The organism is Mesorhizobium sp. B2-4-6 (assembly GCF_006442775.1).
Classification (GTDB): Bacteria; Pseudomonadota; Alphaproteobacteria; order Rhizobiales; family Rhizobiaceae; genus Mesorhizobium.
This window is the reverse complement of the sequence record NZ_VFVI01000006.1, coordinates 296,851-312,155: the sequence shown is the minus strand read 5'-3', so window position 1 is coordinate 312,155 and position 15,305 is coordinate 296,851. Positions and strand designations below refer to the sequence as shown.

Annotated in this window: 11 protein-coding genes; 7 read left to right on the top strand and 4 right to left on the bottom strand. The window is 65.3% G+C overall.

The window, feature by feature from the left end; genetic code table 11:
* The first annotated feature begins 86 nt into the window (after positions 1–86).
* Genes FJ957_RS18155 through FJ957_RS18145 form a run of 3 tightly spaced genes read left to right on the top strand, consistent with a single transcriptional unit; the run spans position 87 to position 2,970 of the window.
* Positions 87–1,259, top strand: coding sequence for a glycosyltransferase family 4 protein (locus tag FJ957_RS18155; RefSeq protein WP_140833646.1), 1,173 nt, complete (start codon positions 87–89; stop codon positions 1,257–1,259).
* Entirely contained in the window at positions 1,256–2,050 is a 795-nt protein-coding gene (locus FJ957_RS18150; protein ID WP_140833644.1) for a WecB/TagA/CpsF family glycosyltransferase, read from the top strand. The genes FJ957_RS18155 and FJ957_RS18150 overlap by 4 nt, the downstream gene beginning before the upstream one ends.
* Positions 2,047–2,970, top strand: coding sequence for a DUF6492 family protein (locus tag FJ957_RS18145; RefSeq protein ID WP_140833642.1), 924 nt, complete (start codon positions 2,047–2,049; stop codon positions 2,968–2,970). Before FJ957_RS18150 ends, FJ957_RS18145 begins: the two co-directional genes overlap by 4 nt.
* A gap of 126 nt (positions 2,971–3,096) precedes the next feature.
* On the opposite strand, the gene FJ957_RS18140 is transcribed toward FJ957_RS18145, so the two are convergent.
* Positions 3,097–4,392 carry a lipopolysaccharide biosynthesis protein gene (locus tag FJ957_RS18140; protein ID WP_140833640.1) on the bottom strand — a complete coding sequence of 432 codons (1,296 nt, stop codon included), beginning with the start codon at positions 4,390–4,392 and terminating at the stop codon, positions 3,097–3,099.
* A 200-nt stretch (positions 4,393–4,592) separates the two neighbouring features.
* On the opposite strand from FJ957_RS18140, the gene FJ957_RS18135 reads away from it, so the two are divergent.
* The 4 genes from FJ957_RS18135 (at position 4,593) to FJ957_RS18120 (ending at position 10,989) form a co-directional block, all read left to right on the top strand.
* Complete coding sequence (locus FJ957_RS18135) at positions 4,593–7,115, top strand: GumC family protein (RefSeq protein ID WP_140833638.1); 2,523 nt, start codon at positions 4,593–4,595, stop codon at positions 7,113–7,115.
* 218 nt (positions 7,116–7,333) lie between these two features.
* The gene (gene folD / locus FJ957_RS18130; protein WP_140833636.1) at positions 7,334–8,233 is read left to right on the top strand and encodes a bifunctional methylenetetrahydrofolate dehydrogenase/methenyltetrahydrofolate cyclohydrolase FolD; all 900 of its coding nucleotides are present in this window, start codon (positions 7,334–7,336) and stop codon (positions 8,231–8,233) included.
* A 19-nt stretch (positions 8,234–8,252) separates the two neighbouring features.
* The gene (locus FJ957_RS18125) at positions 8,253–9,251 is read left to right on the top strand and encodes a GlxA family transcriptional regulator (protein WP_095819786.1); all 999 of its coding nucleotides are present in this window, start codon (positions 8,253–8,255) and stop codon (positions 9,249–9,251) included.
* A gap of 88 nt (positions 9,252–9,339) precedes the next feature.
* Complete coding sequence (locus tag FJ957_RS18120) at positions 9,340–10,989, top strand: VWA domain-containing protein (protein ID WP_140833634.1); 1,650 nt, start codon at positions 9,340–9,342, stop codon at positions 10,987–10,989.
* A 62-nt stretch (positions 10,990–11,051) separates the two neighbouring features.
* Here FJ957_RS18120 and edd read toward each other — a convergent pair whose 3' ends face one another.
* From edd to zwf, 3 genes are read right to left on the bottom strand one after another with little or no spacing between them, the layout of a single operon-like run.
* Entirely contained in the window at positions 11,052–12,875 is a 1,824-nt protein-coding gene (edd, locus tag FJ957_RS18115) for a phosphogluconate dehydratase (protein ID WP_140833632.1), read from the bottom strand.
* A gap of 59 nt (positions 12,876–12,934) precedes the next feature.
* Positions 12,935–13,651 carry a 6-phosphogluconolactonase gene (pgl, locus tag FJ957_RS18110; RefSeq protein ID WP_140833630.1) on the bottom strand — a complete coding sequence of 239 codons (717 nt, stop codon included), beginning with the start codon at positions 13,649–13,651 and terminating at the stop codon, positions 12,935–12,937.
* On the bottom strand, positions 13,633–15,102 hold the full coding sequence (gene zwf / locus FJ957_RS18105; protein ID WP_140833629.1) for a glucose-6-phosphate dehydrogenase: 1,470 nt from the start codon (positions 15,100–15,102) through the stop codon (positions 13,633–13,635). The genes pgl and zwf overlap by 19 nt, the downstream gene beginning before the upstream one ends.
* Positions 15,103–15,305: the final 203 nt, after the last annotated feature.

Here is a 15,305-nt window from a genome sequence, read left to right as displayed (position 1 = left end):
AAAAGTCGGGTCTTCGGCCTTTGACAGTGCCATTTAATCAAGGCTTCACCGCGTTTTGCTACCGGCTGCAGCCAAGGATAGGTGAAATGCATCTGCTGTTCGCCACATCGATCGTGCCTGATGGCGCTCTCGCCTCGGGCTACGAGATTGCCAACGCCGCGATCATCGACGCGCTGCGGCGGGCCGGCGTGCGCGTGACGGTGATAGGCTTCATCTGGCCGGGAAAGGCCCCGTCCGATCCGCAAAACACCATCGTGCTCGACGCCGTCGAGGTCCGCACCGAAAGCGCTTCGCCGCTGCGCAAGCTTGCCTGGCTGGGCAAGGCGGTTCTCTCGGGCCTTACCTTCTCCTCGGTCAAGCTGCGTGTTGTTCCCGACGCCGAGTTGCGCGCCGCCATCGAGCGCGCCGGTCCCTTCGATGGCTATGTCCTGAATTCGGTGCAATTCGCTGGTGCCTTTGAGAAGGTTCTCGCCGACCGTCCATTCGTCTTTGTCGCGCACAATGTCGAGCATCGCTCGGCAGCGGAGAACGCCGTCGCGGCCGGCAGCGCGCTGCAGCGCTGGATGTTCCGCCGCGAGGCCAGGCTCCTCAAGGTCATGGAAGAGCGGCTCTGCGGTGCCGCGCGCTTTGTCTTCACGCTGGCCGAGGAGGACCGCGCCGCACTTGGCGTCGCCTCCGGCGGACGCTCGGCTGTCCTGCCGCTGGTGACCCGCGCGCAAGCGCCCGCAAGCAAGGCGAAGCGCCACATCGATTGCGACGCCGCGTTGATCGGCACCTGGACCTGGCAGCCGAACCGCATCGGGCTCGATTGGTTCCTGAGCAAGGTCGTGCCGCATCTGAAGCCGGATTTCCGCGTCAGGATCGCAGGCCACATGCCTTCCGGCGTCAGCTCGCCGCATCCCGGTGTTTCCTTCGCCGGCAGGGTTCCTGACGCGCAGGCCTTCGTGCGTGGCGCCGCCGTCATTCCCTTGATCAGCACCGCAGGCAGCGGGGTGCAGTTGAAGACCATCGAGACCTTCGAGCTCGGCCTGCCGTCCGTCGCCACCAGCCGCTCGCTGCGCGGCATCGGCTATCGTCCCGACAATTGCGTGGTGACTGACGATCCGATTGCCTTCGCCGCTGCTCTTCAGGCGGCCGCGGCCAATGTCGGCGACGTCGACGGCAGCGCCTTCCATCGCCGCCAGCTCAAGGCGCTCGATGCCGCGATCGGGCTTGGCCTGGAGAAGCTCGGCGCCGTCAGGCAGGAGGTCGCCGCATGAACATGCACACCGCGCGCGCGGCCTTCGGCTTCGACACGCTCAAGACCATTTTGGGCATTCCCGTGCTTGCCATACGCTGGGACGAGGCCATCGCCTTGCTCACCAGGCTGATCGACGAGCGTCGCTTCACCAAGGTGAGCTTCCTCAACGCCCACAATGCCAACCTTGCCTGCACCGATCCGGTCTTTGCCGAGGCGCTGGAAAACTTCCTCATCCTCCCCGACGGCGTCGGCGTCGACATGGCGGCAAAGCTGCTTTACGGCGCGCCTTTCCCCAGCAACCTCAACGGCACCGATTTCATTCCGGCCTTCCTGCAGGCCTCGTCGCACCCGCTGACGGTGGCGCTGCTCGGCACGACGCGGGCCAATGCCGAAGCCGCGTGTGCGAAGCTTTCGACGCTCGCCGTGCAGCACAATTTCGTCGTCATCCATGACGGCTTCTTCTCCGCCGCCGAGGAGCCGGCGGTCCTCGAGCGCATCGCCAGGTTGCGGCCCGACGTGCTCCTCGTCGCGATGGGCGTTCCGCGCCAGGAATTGTGGATCGAACGCCACATCGACAGCCGCCATTGCACGCTGCCGGTCGCGGTCGGCGCGCTGCTCGATTTCATGAGCGGCTCTGTGCCGCGCGCGCCGCTATGGCTGCGCCGGCTGCGGCTTGAATGGCTGTTCCGCCTGGGGATCGAGCCCGGCCGTCTGTGGCGTCGCTACATCGTCGGCAATCCGGTCTTCCTGTGGCGCGTCGTCAGGCAGAAGCTGTCGCTCGGGCCGCGGCCAGCGGAGGCGCGTCGGTGAACAGCCGCTTCGTGCCGGGCACCTCCACCGCCATCGGACCGCTGCCGCGTATGCCCCTGGCTGCGATCGTCACGGCAAGCTACGCTCCCGATTTCGAGCGCTGCCGGCTTCTGTGCGAAACCATCGACCGCCATGTCACCGGCATGGCGCATCATTACATCCTCACCGAGCATCGCGACGTCGCGCTGTTTCGCCAGCTGGAAGGCAGCCGTCGCAGCGTCATCGACGAGCGGGACCTGTTGCCGCGCTGGCTGCGCGTGTTCGACGATCCGCTGAGCGGTTTTCGCCGCCGCGTCTGGCTGAGCCTGAAAACGCAGCCGCTGCGCGGGTGGCATGTGCAGCAGCTGCGCCGTATCGCCATTGCCAGACAGGCAAAGGAAGACGTGCTGGTCTTCTGCGATTCCGACGTCGCCTTCCTGAAACCCTTCGACGCGAACGCCTTCTGGCGCGACGGCAACGCGCGGCTGTTCCGGCGCGACGGCGTGCTGTCGAACGATGGACATGACGAGCATCGCATCTGGTCGCGCAATGCCGGCGCCGCGCTCGGCATCGATTCTGCCAATCAATCGAGCCACGACTACATCTCGACCCTGATCGCCTGGCGCCGCGAGACGGTCAATGCGATGTTAGAGCGCGTCGAGAAGGTGCATGGCCGCGACTGGGTCGGCGTCGTCGGTTCGGCGCGCCAGTTCTCTGAATGCATGATCTATGGCCGTTATGTCGACGACGTGCTTGAAGGCGCCGGCCATTTCCATGGTTCGGAGGAATTCTGCCGCGTCCATTGGAACGGCGAGCCGCTGTCGGATGAGGAATTCCGCCGCTTCGTCGACACCATGGCGCCGGAACAGGTGGCGATCGGCATGCAGTCCTTCATCGGCACCGATATCGGCCGCATCCGCCGCCTGATCGGCCTCGATTAGCCTGCGCGGGATTCAGGTCAGGCCGAGTCGAAAACAGTGGCTTCCGAGAACCGGAGCGGAGCGTACTAAAGTACGTGAGCACCGGAAGCGCAGGGAGCCGCTGTTTGCAGGCCGGCCTCACCTGAATCAGATCGCTTTCGCCGGCCGGCGCATCGCCGAATAGGTCAGCAGCATCGAGGCGAGATAGAGCAGCAGGAAGACGATGTTGAGCGACAGCACCAGGTTGGGCGTGTCGGGGATCGTCGTCAGCACATAGGTCAGCAAAACCGCCTTCAGGCCGGCGAGCAGGCCGAGATTGATCGCCCGCACTGCCGTCTGGCCGCGCGCGAAGAGCAGCTCGGCCTGGTATTCGACGAGGTTGCGCAGGCCGGGCACGCAAACCGCCAGCGCGACCAGCGGCGCTGCCTCGGCGACATTCTTGCCGAGCGCGTTCGGGAAGAAATGCAGCACGATGCCGAGCGACACCAGCGCCAGCGTCGAGACCAGGAACACGCCGCCTTCGATGCCGCTCTTGACCGCCAGCCGCGACAGAAGCTCCGGCGCACGCATCATGCGCTGCACCAGCATCATCGAGAAGGTGCGGATCGGGATTGCGGTGAGGTCGACCAGCCGCATGATGATGGCGTAGATGCCGGCCAGATGCGGTCCGCCGATCGACAGCACCAGGAGCTTGTCGAACTCCATCTGCAGGTAGAACAGCACTTCGGATCCGGCGACATAGATGGAATCGGCGAGCCGCCTGAAATAAAGCTCGGCGCGCAGCCTCAGCCGCTGGCGCGGATAGAAGAAGACGAAGGCGACGATAAGCGAGGCGGCATTGGCGCCGATGTAGTATAACGACCAGGCGCCGATGCTGTGCTGCGCGCCAAGCATGAACAGGATCGCGCCGACTGCCCTGAGCGCCGTCGCCAGGATGGCGAGCACGGCCGCCCGCCCGAACTTACCGAGCCCGTTGTTGACGATCAGCGCCACTTCGACCGGTCGCCACAGAAGCGCCTCCGCGAAGACGACCGCGGCGAAAGCCGACAGCGGCACTGTGCCGGAAAAGAAGATCAGATAGACGCCGTAGGACGCGGCGGCGAGGAACGGCAGCGACAAGACGCCGAGAAGCAGGAAACCGGCGGTGAAGGTGCCGATCAGGTTGGGGCGGATGGTGGCGGTGCGGTAGAGCGCCGAGATGAAGCCGAAGGCCAGGATGCGCGACAGCATGATGCCGGCGGCCGACGCGGTCGCGAACATGCCGAACTCGGCGATCGAAAGCGTGTTGGCCAAAGCCACGAAATAGGCGAGCGAAAACACCAGCCGGCCGCCGGCGCCGCTGATCGCCGAGAAATAATCGGACACCAGTTGCCGGCGGGTGGCCACGAAGTGGCCGATCCGCGCGAAGCTCCGCCTTTGCGGCATGTCGCTGGCCTGGGTCATGTCGGGGGCGATACATAGGCTGGAAAGTTTAACGCGGCGTTCTGGCGCCCGTCCCGGTGGCGCTGAAGTGCCGTGAACAAGGCGAAAAACTCTGCCCGCCGAGGCGCAAAATTAACCGTTTGTTTCCTATGCCTGTTTAGCGTGGCTTAACGATTGGCCGATCCGCGCGCCCAAGCCGCCAGAGAGCAAGTTCCAGGACAATGGTCGACAGGGATAACCGTGATGACTGGAGGCGCGAGCGTTCTCTGCTCGCGCTCGGCCAAGCCATGCGTGGCGACGACAAGACGGTCTCGATCGGCGACCGAGCCAATTCTTCCTGGCGCGAGGACGCAGCCGCGCGCCATCGCGCCGCGCGTTCCGAGCGCGAAGAAAAGTTGAACCCGCGTCCCGCCGAGACCGGCGGATTTGACCACGATCAGGCGGACCCGGATTCGGATACGGCCGAAACCGGGGACGACCGCGCGGGAAGAAATCGGCCCGCTTCGTTCGGGCAGGGCTACGAGGCAACTGCGGAAGGCCGCCAGCCGCAGGCCGCTCCCGAACCTCGCCATGCAGGCCGGCCGTCTGCCGGCGGCTATTCCGAGGAGTGGAAACCGCTGATCGACCCGATGCAGGTCGTTCACGGCGTCACGCGATCCAAGGCGTTGATCCTGTCGACAACCATCCTGGGCGCGGCGCTCGGCGTCGCCATCGCGTTGTCGACGCCGAAGAAGTATGAGGCCACGACCGACGTCATTGTCGACCCGCGCGACCTCAAGCTCACCGATCGCGACCTGACGCAGAACGTGGTCGCCTCGGATGCGACCCTCGCCATCGTCGAGAACCAGGTTCGCATCCTGACTTCGGGCACCGTTCTCAACAAGGTCGTCACGGATCTCAATCTTACCAACGACCCCGAATTCAACGGCCAGGGCAAGGGCGGCATCGGTCTGATGTCGACGCTGCGCTCGATCCTGTCGCGGCAGGATGCGAGCCCCGCCGACGAAGCGCGCAAGCGTGCGCTGGCGGTCGGCAATCTGTATGACAGCCTCGACGTCGAGCGCGGCGGCAAGACCTTCGTGGTCTCGGTCAGCGCCACCACGCAGAACGCCGAGAAATCCGCCTTGATTGCCAACACCATGGTCAAGGCCTTCAGGCAGATCTCCAGCGAGATCCAGTCCAGCACGGCGGGCCGCGCCAACGACGAGCTCACCGCCAGGCTCGGCGAATTGCGCAAGGGCGTCGAGACGGCCGAACGCCAGGTCGAGGATTTCAGGGCGACGCACGACCTTGTCGACGCGCAGGGCCACCTGATCAGCGACGACCAGATGCTGAAGCTCAACGAGCAGCTTTCCGTCGCCCGCGCCCGCACGCTCGAGCTCAATGCCCGCGCCGCCTCGGCCCGCTCGCTGAACGTCAATTCGGTGCTTAGCGGCACCTTGCCCGAGGAAATCAACTCCAACATGATGAGCGAGCTGCGCTCGCAATATGCGGCATTGAAGCAGGAAGCCGATCGCGCCGAGGTCAGGCTCGGGCCCCGTCATCCGGAGATCGAGGCGCTCAACGCCCAACTCGCCGGCGCGCGCGAGCGCATCAGCGCCGAGCTGCAGCGCATCGCGTCCTCCCTGCAGGTCGACCTGAAGCGCTCCGTCCAGCTCGAGCAGGACCTGTCGTCGCGCCTGGCGCAGGCCAAGGTGCAGAGCGGCGACGTCAACAACAATCTGGTCTCGCTGCGCGAGCTGGAGCGCGAGGCCGCCGCCAAGCGTTCCGTCTACGAGCAGTTCCTGTTGCGCGCCAAGGAAACCGGCGAGCAGAAGGACATCAACACCGCCAACATAAGCGTCATCTCGGACGCCTATGCGCCACTGCAGGCCAAGGGGCCGTCGCGTGCGGTGATGGCCTTGGCCGGCCTGTTCGCCGGCCTGTTCGCCGGCATTGGCCTGGGCGGGCTGCGCGGCGTCTATGCGAGCCTGCGCGAGACGGCCGATAACCGCTCGCGCCGCAGCGTCGATGAACGCGCTCCAATGATGGAGAACAGTTCCAACAGGGCCGCTCCGCCGCCGCCACCGCTTGTGACGCCGCCGGCCCCACCTGTCGCCCCGCCTCCGGCTCGGTCATTCACGCCGCCGCCCCCGGCCGCGTCTTTCACGCCGCCGCCGTCGTTCACGCCGCCCCCAGCCGCATCTTACACGCCGCCGGCAGCTGCATCCTACACTCCGCCGTCCGCCTCACCTCCAGCGCTGCCTCCGACGACGGCAGCCGCGCCGGCTCCAGTCCAACCCGTCGCGCCACCGCCGGAACCGGCCAACGATGCCGGCCGCCCGGGGCTTTTCGGCTCGCTTGCCTCGGCGGTTCGCTATTTCGTGCGGCGCGAGCCGGTTGAAACGGTGGATATGGACTCTGTTCCGCCCGAAAGCGCCTGGCGCGCGCCTGCCGTGGAAGAACGCTACCCCCGGGCTCAGACATCGGCGCGGGAGAACTTCCGGCCGCCATACGAGCAGGGCTATTCCTATTCCTACCGGGCGGACCATGGCCGGGCCGATCCCTACGAGGATCACTATTCGGCATTGGCGGCACCCTATCATCAGCGGTCGCCGGCCGCCGGCGAGGTCGACCAGCCCCCCGCCGGCCAGCCCCCCGCCGATCAGCAGGGCGAGATCGACGATATCCGCGCCAGCCTGCGCGAATTCCGCGAAGCGGTGCGCGAGCTGACCGAAAGCCGCACGCGCCGCCGCTATTTCTAAGGCGTCCGTGTTTCTAAACGACTCGTGGTTCGATAAAAGCGGCCGGTTTCGGGTTTACGGCATCCGACGACGCTTTGACGGGATTGCCTTGTCGAATTTTGGTGAAAATGCCGCGCTGCATTTCGGCCGCAAGCGTCTCGCTTTGGTGGATCGACAATGCCGATTAAGGAATGGGGCCATGCATCGATGCGGCCTCGAAGCGAAGGCGAGGGTTGGTGATGGCCGAAGTGATTGATGGAAAGAATGTCGCCGAGGACGTGGTTTCGAAGGTCAAGGCTCTGACCGCGGAGCTGTCGGCCAAGGGAGCTACCAAGCCTGGCCTTGCGGTGGTGATCGTCGGTGAAGACCCGGCAAGCCAGGTCTATGTCGCCTCGAAATCGCGCACCGCCAAGGAATGCGGCTTCCATTCGCTCCAGCATACGCTGCCGGCCGATTCCACCGAAGAACAATTGCTGAAGATCATCGGCGACCTCAATGCCGACAAGTCGATCCACGGCATCCTCGTGCAATTGCCGCTTCCCGGTCACATCGATGCTGGAAAGGTCATCCAGACCATCGCGCCGGAAAAGGACGTCGACGGTTTCCACTTCATCAATGTCGGCAAGCTCGGCACCGGCGAACTCGAGACGGCATTCGTGCCCTGCACACCGGCGGGCTCGATGCTTTTGATCGAGCGTGTGCGCGGCAAGGACCTGTCCGGTCTCAACGCCGTCGTCGTCGGCCGATCCAACATCGTCGGCAAGCCGATGGCCAATCTGCTGCTCGCTGCCAACTGCACCGTCACCATCGCCCACAGCCGCACCAGGGACCTGCCGGCACTGGCCCGCACCGCCGACATCCTGGTCGCCGCCGTCGGCCGCCCGGAAATGGTCAAGGGCGATTGGGTGAAGCCCGGCGCCACCGTGATCGACGTAGGGATCAACCGCATCCCGGCGCCGGAGAAGGGTGAGGGCAAGTCGCGCCTGGTCGGCGACGTCGCCTATGCCGAAGCGGCCAAGGTCGCGGGGGCCATCACGCCGGTGCCCGGCGGCGTCGGGCCGATGACCATTGCCATGCTGATGGCGAACACTGTAGCTTCCGCCTACCTCGCGGCCGGGTTGAAGCGGCCGTCCTTCTGATTTTGAGAAAGCCTTTGCATTGCCGAACCTGACTGCTCCCGTTGAACGGCCGATCACGAACGATCCCGTTCAGGGCGGCCGTCAGTTCGGTTTTCTGCTGGTCGACAAATTCTCGATGTTCTCGCTGGCGGCGGCTATCGACTGCTTCCGTTCGGCGAACCGCCTGCTCGGCCGCGATTTCTATGGCTGGACGACGATTTCTGCCGATGGCGACGCGGTGATGGCCTCGAACGGCCTGCCGCTGAAGATCGACTATTCGGTCGCCGACATGCCACCGGTCGACATCCTGTTCGTCTCGGTCGGGCTCACCACCGAATTCCCCGGCAAGAGCAAGGTGCTGGCCGCGCTGCGCAGCTGGGGCCGGCGCGGCAACGCGCTGGGCGCGCTTTCGGTCGGCTCCTATCTTTTGGCCGAGGCCGGACAGCTCGATGGCTATCGCTGCACGATCCATTGGGAGAACCGCGCCGGCTTCATGGAGCGTTTCCCCGACATCAACTGCACCGGCAATGTCTTCGAGATCGACCGCAAGCGCTACACCTGCGCCGGCGGCACCACCTCGATCGACCTGATGCTGGAGATCGTGCGCGGCGATTTCGGCTCCAACCTCGCCAACGGCGTCGCCAACCAGTTCCAGCACGAGCGCATACGCTCGGCCGGCGACCGCCAGCGCGTCGGACCGGAGCGCGACCTCACCGGAAAGTCGGAAAAGCTCAGGCGCATCGTCGAATTGATGGCCGACCATCTCGACGAGCCGCTGTCGGCGGTGCAGCTTGCCAAGTCGGCGGGGCTGTCGGTGCGCCAGGTCGAGCGCCTGTTCCTGCGCCATTTGAGCGTGACGCCTGGCCGCTACTATATGCGGCTGCGGCTCGAACGCGCGCGCGAATTGCTGCGCCAGACCAACATGCCGATCCTCGACGTGGCGATCGCCACCGGCTTCACCTCGCATTCCTATTTCGCGCAGAGCTACCGGCTGCAATTCGGCCGTCCGCCATCGGAAGAGCGGCGCACCACTTATTGAGTGACTTCGCCGGCCATCGGACTTGTCTCCGAATGCCGCGTCAAATAGCTTTCGCAACGCGGACGAGGGCTACTCTCAGGAGATTTCCATGGCGGGACTGATACGGAGCGTCGCTGCGGCGCTCCTGCTTTTGTCGATGACCAGTTTCGGCTTTGCCGCCAACAAGGTCATCATCATCCTCGATGCATCAGGCTCGATGTGGGCTCAGATCGACGGCAAGCCGAAGCTGGAGATCGCGCGTGAATCGCTGCGAACGGTGCTGCAGTCGGTTCCGGCCGACGACGAGATCGGCTTCATGGCTTATGGCCATCGCACCAAAGGCAGCTGCGACGACATCGAGCTGATCGTGCCGCCGCAAGCCGGTTCCGCCAGCGCCATCTCGTCAGCGGCCGACAGTATGAAATTCCTCGGCAAGACGCCGCTCACGGCCGCCGTCAAGCAGGCCGCCGGGGCGCTGAAATACACCGAGGACAAGGCGACGGTGGTGCTGATCACCGACGGTCTGGAGACCTGCGGCGGCGATCCTTGCGCGCTCGGCAAGGAGCTGAAGGAAAGCGGGGTCGACTTCACAGCCGATGTCGTCGGCTTCGGCCTGACCGCCGACGAGGGCAAGAAGATCGCCTGCCTCGCCGAAAACACCGGCGGCAAATACATCCAGGCCTCCGACGAGAAAGCGCTGCAGGAAGCTCTGGTCGAGACCGTCGCGGCTCCGGCGCCGGCTCCCGAACCAGCGCCGGCTCCTGCGCCGACGGCAGCTGAGATCGACTACAATCTCGTCCCGAAAGCGCCGCTGAAGGAGGGTGGCGAGGCGCCGAAGTCCGACGTCTACTTTGAAATCTTCAAGGACGACGCCAAGGGCGTCGGCGGCGAGCACGTCGACTACGGCTATAACACCGTCAAGTTCCACCTCGCCGCCGGCAACTATATCGTCGTTGCCACCAGCGGCGCCGCCAGGGCCGAGCAGAAGGTCTCGCTCACGGCCGACAAGGCGGCGGAGCCGGCGCTCAACCTGAACGCAGCGGAGATCTCCATCCACGCGCGGCCGGCGCCGGGCGCCGATATCGACCGTGGGGCGCAGATCAGCATCGCCTATCCAGGCGGCACGTCGGACGCCAATTTCGGCGAGGTCAGGTATGTCGTCCCGACCGGCGAGACCAAGGTCAGCGTCAGGCTGGGAGCCGGCGAGGCGAGCGAGACGATGCAGCTCGTCGCAGGCCAGGTCGTCGACAAGGACATGATCGTCGGCGTCGGCAAGGCCAAGGCCAACGCCTTCTACACTCAGGGCGGCGAAAAGACCGGGGCGGACGTGTCCTGGAAGGTCTACAAGGCGGCCAAGAAGCTCGACGGCACCCGCGATCAGGTGACCTACGCCTATGGTCCCGACAGCCAGTTCGACCTGCCGCCCGGCGACTACGTGATGGGCGTCGACGTGCAGGCCGTGTCCACCGAGCAGCCTTTCAGCGTGACGGTCGGACAGATGACCGATGTCAACGTGACGCTGAATGCCGGTGTCGTGGCAGTCGACGCGCCCGGCGCGGACGGCTTCAAGATCTTCGAGGCCAAGAAGAACATCCAGGGCGAGCGCAAGCAGGCGACCTACGCCTACGGCGAGAAGATGCAGACCACGCTTGCCGCGGGCGACTACGTGCTGGTGACCAACTTCACCACCGACAAGGCCGACAAGGAGACGCCTTTCACCATTAAGGCCGGCGAGCGCAACGAACTCACCGTCCAGTAGGCACTGCGATCAGGACAAAAAAGGGCGGCCTCGAGCCGCCCTTTTTTATTGAAGTCAGAAGATCAGGCGTTGCCGAAAGCGGCGGCGCCATGGTCGGCGCGGCCGACCAATTGCCGGAAGCCGGCGAACAACTCACGGCCGAAGCCGAACTCGTTGCCGATGAGATCGGCTTCGGCCGTACGGCGCAGCGCGAATTCCGTCCCCGGCACCAGCACTTCCAGCGTGCCTGCATCGGCGTCGAGCCGGATGACGTCGCCGTCATGGATCCTGGCGATCGGTCCATCCTCGACCGCTTCCGGCGTCACGTGGATCGCCGCCGGCACCTTGCCGGAGGCGCCCGACATGCGCCCGTCGGTGACCAGCGCCACGCGCTGGCCGCGATCCTGCAGGATGCCGAGCACCGTGGTCAGCTTGTGCAGTTCCGGCATGCCGTTGGCCTTCGGGCCCTGGAAACGGATGACGGCGATGAAATCGCCGGTCAGCGTACCGGCCTTGAAGGCGTCGTTCAGCGCCTGCTGGCTGTCGAACACCTTTGCCGGCGCCTCGATGACGCGGCGTTCCGGTTTCACGGCAGAGGTTTTGATCACGGCGTGACCGAGATTGCCGCCCAGCACTTTCAGGCCGCCCGTCGGTTGGAACGCCTTCTTGAACGGCGCCAGCACCTTCTCGTCGCCGCTCTGCGGAGGTGCTGCCTCGCGCACGACACTGCCGTCGTCGCCAAGCCGCGCCTCGACGGCATAGGGCCGCAGGCCTTGGCCCCACACCGTCTGCACGTCCTCGTGCAACAGGCCTTCGTCGAGCAGTTCGCGGATCAGGAAGCCGAGCCCGCCAGCGGCATGGAAATGGTTCACGTCGGCAAGCCCGTTCGGATAGACGCGCGCCAAGAGCGGCACCGCTTCCGACAGGTCGGAAATGTCCTGCCAGGTCAGTGCGATGCCGGCGGCGGCGGCCATCGCGATCAGATGGATCGTGTGGTTGGTCGAGCCGCCGGTGGCATGCAGGCCGACGACGCCGTTGACGATCGAGCGCTCGTCGATCATGCGCCCGACCGGCGTATAGGCGTTGCCGAGCGCGGTGATCGCCAGCGCCCGCTTCGCCGCTTCCCTCGTCAGCGCGTCGCGCAGCGGCGTGCCCGGATTGACGAAGGAGGCGCCGGGCGTGTGCAGGCCCATGATCTCCATCAGCATCTGGTTCGAGTTGGCGGTGCCGTAGAAGGTGCAGGTGCCAGGCCCGTGATAGGATTTGGACTCGGCCTCGAGCAGTTCGGCGCGGCCGACCTTGCCTTCGGCATAAAGCTGGCGGATCTTGGCCTTCTCGTCATTCGCGAGGCCCGTCGTCATCGGCCCGGCCGGGATGAAGACTGTGGGCAGATGGCCGAAGGTGAGCGCCGCGATCACCAGCCCGGGCACGATCTTGTCGCAGACGCCGAGGAAGACGGCCGCGTCGAACATGTTGTGCGACAGGCCGATCGCCGCCGCCATCGCGATCACGTCGCGCGAGAACAGCGACAGCTCCATGCCGGGCTGGCCTTGGGTGACGCCGTCGCACATGGCCGGCACGCCGCCGGCAACCTGGGCGATGCCGCCGGCCTCGCGCGCGGCTTCCTTGATCAGCGCCGGGAACGTCTCGAAGGGCTGATGCGCCGACAGCATGTCGTTGTAGGAGGTGATGATGCCGAGATTCGGCACGCGGTCGCCGCCCAGCGCGATCTTTTCGGACGGGCTGCACACGGCAAAGCCGTGGGCGAGATTGCCGCAGCCCAGCACCGCGCGGTTGGCGGTACGGCTGGAAGCCTCCGCGATGCGGCCGAGATAGGTTTCGCGGCCGGCTTTCGAACGTTGGCGGATGCGTTCCGTGATGGCTTCGATATCGCGTCTGGCTGTCATGGTCCGTCCTTTCGAGCCCGGCAACTTCCTCCCAGCGCCGTCGGGCCGTCATGTTGCAATCAGGGTGCCCAGAACACCTCTATTGGTCTCGGCGCCGCCTCGAGCACTCTGCGGATAGGCTTCTTCGCGCCAGGACCCATCGCGCCGTTGAACGCGGCGCGCTTGTCCTCGCCTTCGATATGGAGCGCGACGAAGCCGGCGGCGACGATGCGCGCCATCGACAGCGTCAGCCGCGGCTCGCCGCCGCTTGCCGCATGCACCGGCAGCACGATCCGTCGCGAGGCAGGGTCGAGCAATTCCTCGAGGTTGCCGGCATCGGGAAAGAACGAGGCGGTATGGCCGTCGCCGCCCATGCCGAGGATCACCACGTCGAGCGGCCAGGGCAGCGCCTGCAGTGCTTCGCTGTCCGCCGCGGCTGCATCCTCGATGCTTGCCGCCTCATGGTAGAGCGGCACGAAGCGTGCCGCGGCTGCCTTGTTCTGGAGCAGGTTCGCCGCCACCAGCCCGGCATTCGAGCGCGGCGAGGACGGCGGCACGAAGCGCTCGTCGACCAGCGTCACGGTGACCTTGTCCCAGGCGATCGGCGCGGTCGACAGCGCGGCGAAGAGCTTCGCCGGCGTGGTGCCGCCGGACACCGCGAGCAGCGAGGTGCCGCGTTCCGAGATGGCGTCGCTCAGCCGGTCGGCAATCTGCCCGGCAAGCGCCGTCGCCAGGTCCTGGCGATCGGCAAAGCCGTTCCAGCCGTAACGGACTTCGCTCAATTGCTCTCGTGCCATGTCCGTCCGTCACGTTCGATCAAGGCAATCGAGGCCGACGGCCCCCAGGTTCCGGCCGTGTAGCCCTGAGCTTCCTGCCTGGCGCTTTCCCAGGCGTTCTGGATCGGGTCGATCCACTTCCAGGCCGCTTCGACCTCGTCGCGGCGCATGAACAGGGTCTGGTTGCCGCGCACCACATCCATGATCAGTCGCTCATACGCGTCCGGCGCGCGTCCCTGGAAAGACTGCGCGAAGCTCATGTCGAGCGAGATTTGGCGCAGCCGCATGCCGCCCGGTCCCGGGTCCTTGATCATGATGTACTGCTTGACGCCTTCGTCCGGCTGCAGCCGGATCACCAACTGGTTGGCGAAGATCGGCCCAGCGCTCTCGCCGAAGATCGAATAGGGGATCGGCTTGAACTCAATGACGATTTCCGAGACGCGGGTGGCGAGCCGCTTGCCAGTCCTCAGGTAGAACGGAACTCCGGCCCAGCGCCAGTTGCCGATCTCGGCCTTGATGGCGACGAAGGTCTCGGTGTTGCTGTCCTTGCCGAGCTCCTCGACGTAGCCCTTGACCGGGCCGCCCGCCGAGGCGCCGGCGCGATACTGGCCGCGCACCGTGTGCTTGGGCGCCTCATTGCCGTTGATGCGCTTCAGCGCCCTCAGCACCTTCAGCTTCTCGTCGCGGACGGCGTCGGCATCCATCGACGACGGCGTCTCCATGGCGACCAGGCAGAGCAACTGAAGCATATGGTTCTGCACCATGTCGCGCAGCGCACCTGCCTTGTCGTAGTAGGTGACGCGATCTTCGAGCCCCACTGTTTCGGCGACCGTGATCTGGACATGGTCGATCTGGGCCGAGTTCCATAACGGCTCGTAAAGCGCGTTGGCAAAGCGCAGCGCCATCAGGTTTTGGACCGTTTCCTTGCCGAGATAGTGATCGATGCGGAAGATCTGACTTTCGTGGAAATCGTCACCCACCGCGTCATTAAGCGCCCGCGCCGAGGTGAGGTCGCGGCCGATCGGCTTCTCCAGCACGATGCGCGAGCTCGGCGTGATCAGCTTGTGCTCCTTGAGCTGGTGCGAAATGTCGCCGAACAGAGCCGGCGCCACCGCGAGGTAGAAGGCGCGGATGCGGTCGCTGTCGCCGATTGCCTTCTTGAGTTTGTCGAAGCCGGTGCCGCTCGTCGCGTCCGCCGAGACATAGGAAAGCCTGGCCAGGAAGCTTTCCAACTCCTTGGCGTCGATATCGGCCGGCTTCACATGCTGCGATATCGCCTTCTTGGCGAAGGCTTGGAATTCGGCATCGGTCATTTTTGCGCGCGAGGTGCCGATGATGCGCGTCGGCTCGGAGAACTGGTGGCCGCACTGGCGGTAGTAGAGCGACGGCAGGAGCTTGCGTTCCGACAGGTCGCCGGTGCCGCCGAAGATGATGAAGTCGAAGGGATCGACAGGAATGATCTGGCTGGTCATGGTCAGTCCGATTTGATGCCGGGCGCCGGCAGCGTGGTTGGTATATTCTAATCGATTTAAATTTTCCAGTGCCATGGTGTCACATGCGAGGACCAATCGCTTGCACTTGCATCGGTCCACATGTTTCCCGACACTCGCGCCGCCGGCAGGCCCGTCGGGCAAGCCATGGCTTCCGGAAGCGTTCGCGGCTGCAGCATAGAACG

Excerpts from the sequence above, each read along its gene's own strand:
- FJ957_RS18150 (WP_140833644.1), top strand. The coding sequence starts at position 1,256 with ATGAACATGCACACCGCGCGCGCGGCCTTCGGCTTCGACACGCTCAAG.
- FJ957_RS18140 (WP_140833640.1), bottom strand. The coding sequence starts at position 4,392 with ATGACCCAGGCCAGCGACATGCCGCAAAGGCGGAGCTTCGCGCGGATC.
- zwf (WP_140833629.1), bottom strand. The coding sequence starts at position 15,102 with ATGACCAGCCAGATCATTCCTGTCGATCCCTTCGACTTCATCATCTTC.
- folD (WP_140833636.1), top strand. The coding sequence starts at position 7,334 with ATGGCCGAAGTGATTGATGGAAAGAATGTCGCCGAGGACGTGGTTTCG.
- FJ957_RS18120 (WP_140833634.1), top strand. The coding sequence starts at position 9,340 with ATGGCGGGACTGATACGGAGCGTCGCTGCGGCGCTCCTGCTTTTGTCG.
- FJ957_RS18135 (WP_140833638.1), top strand. The coding sequence starts at position 4,593 with ATGGTCGACAGGGATAACCGTGATGACTGGAGGCGCGAGCGTTCTCTG.
- pgl (WP_140833630.1), bottom strand. The coding sequence starts at position 13,651 with ATGGCACGAGAGCAATTGAGCGAAGTCCGTTACGGCTGGAACGGCTTT.
- edd (WP_140833632.1), bottom strand. The coding sequence starts at position 12,875 with ATGACAGCCAGACGCGATATCGAAGCCATCACGGAACGCATCCGCCAA.
- FJ957_RS18155 (WP_140833646.1), top strand. The coding sequence starts at position 87 with ATGCATCTGCTGTTCGCCACATCGATCGTGCCTGATGGCGCTCTCGCC.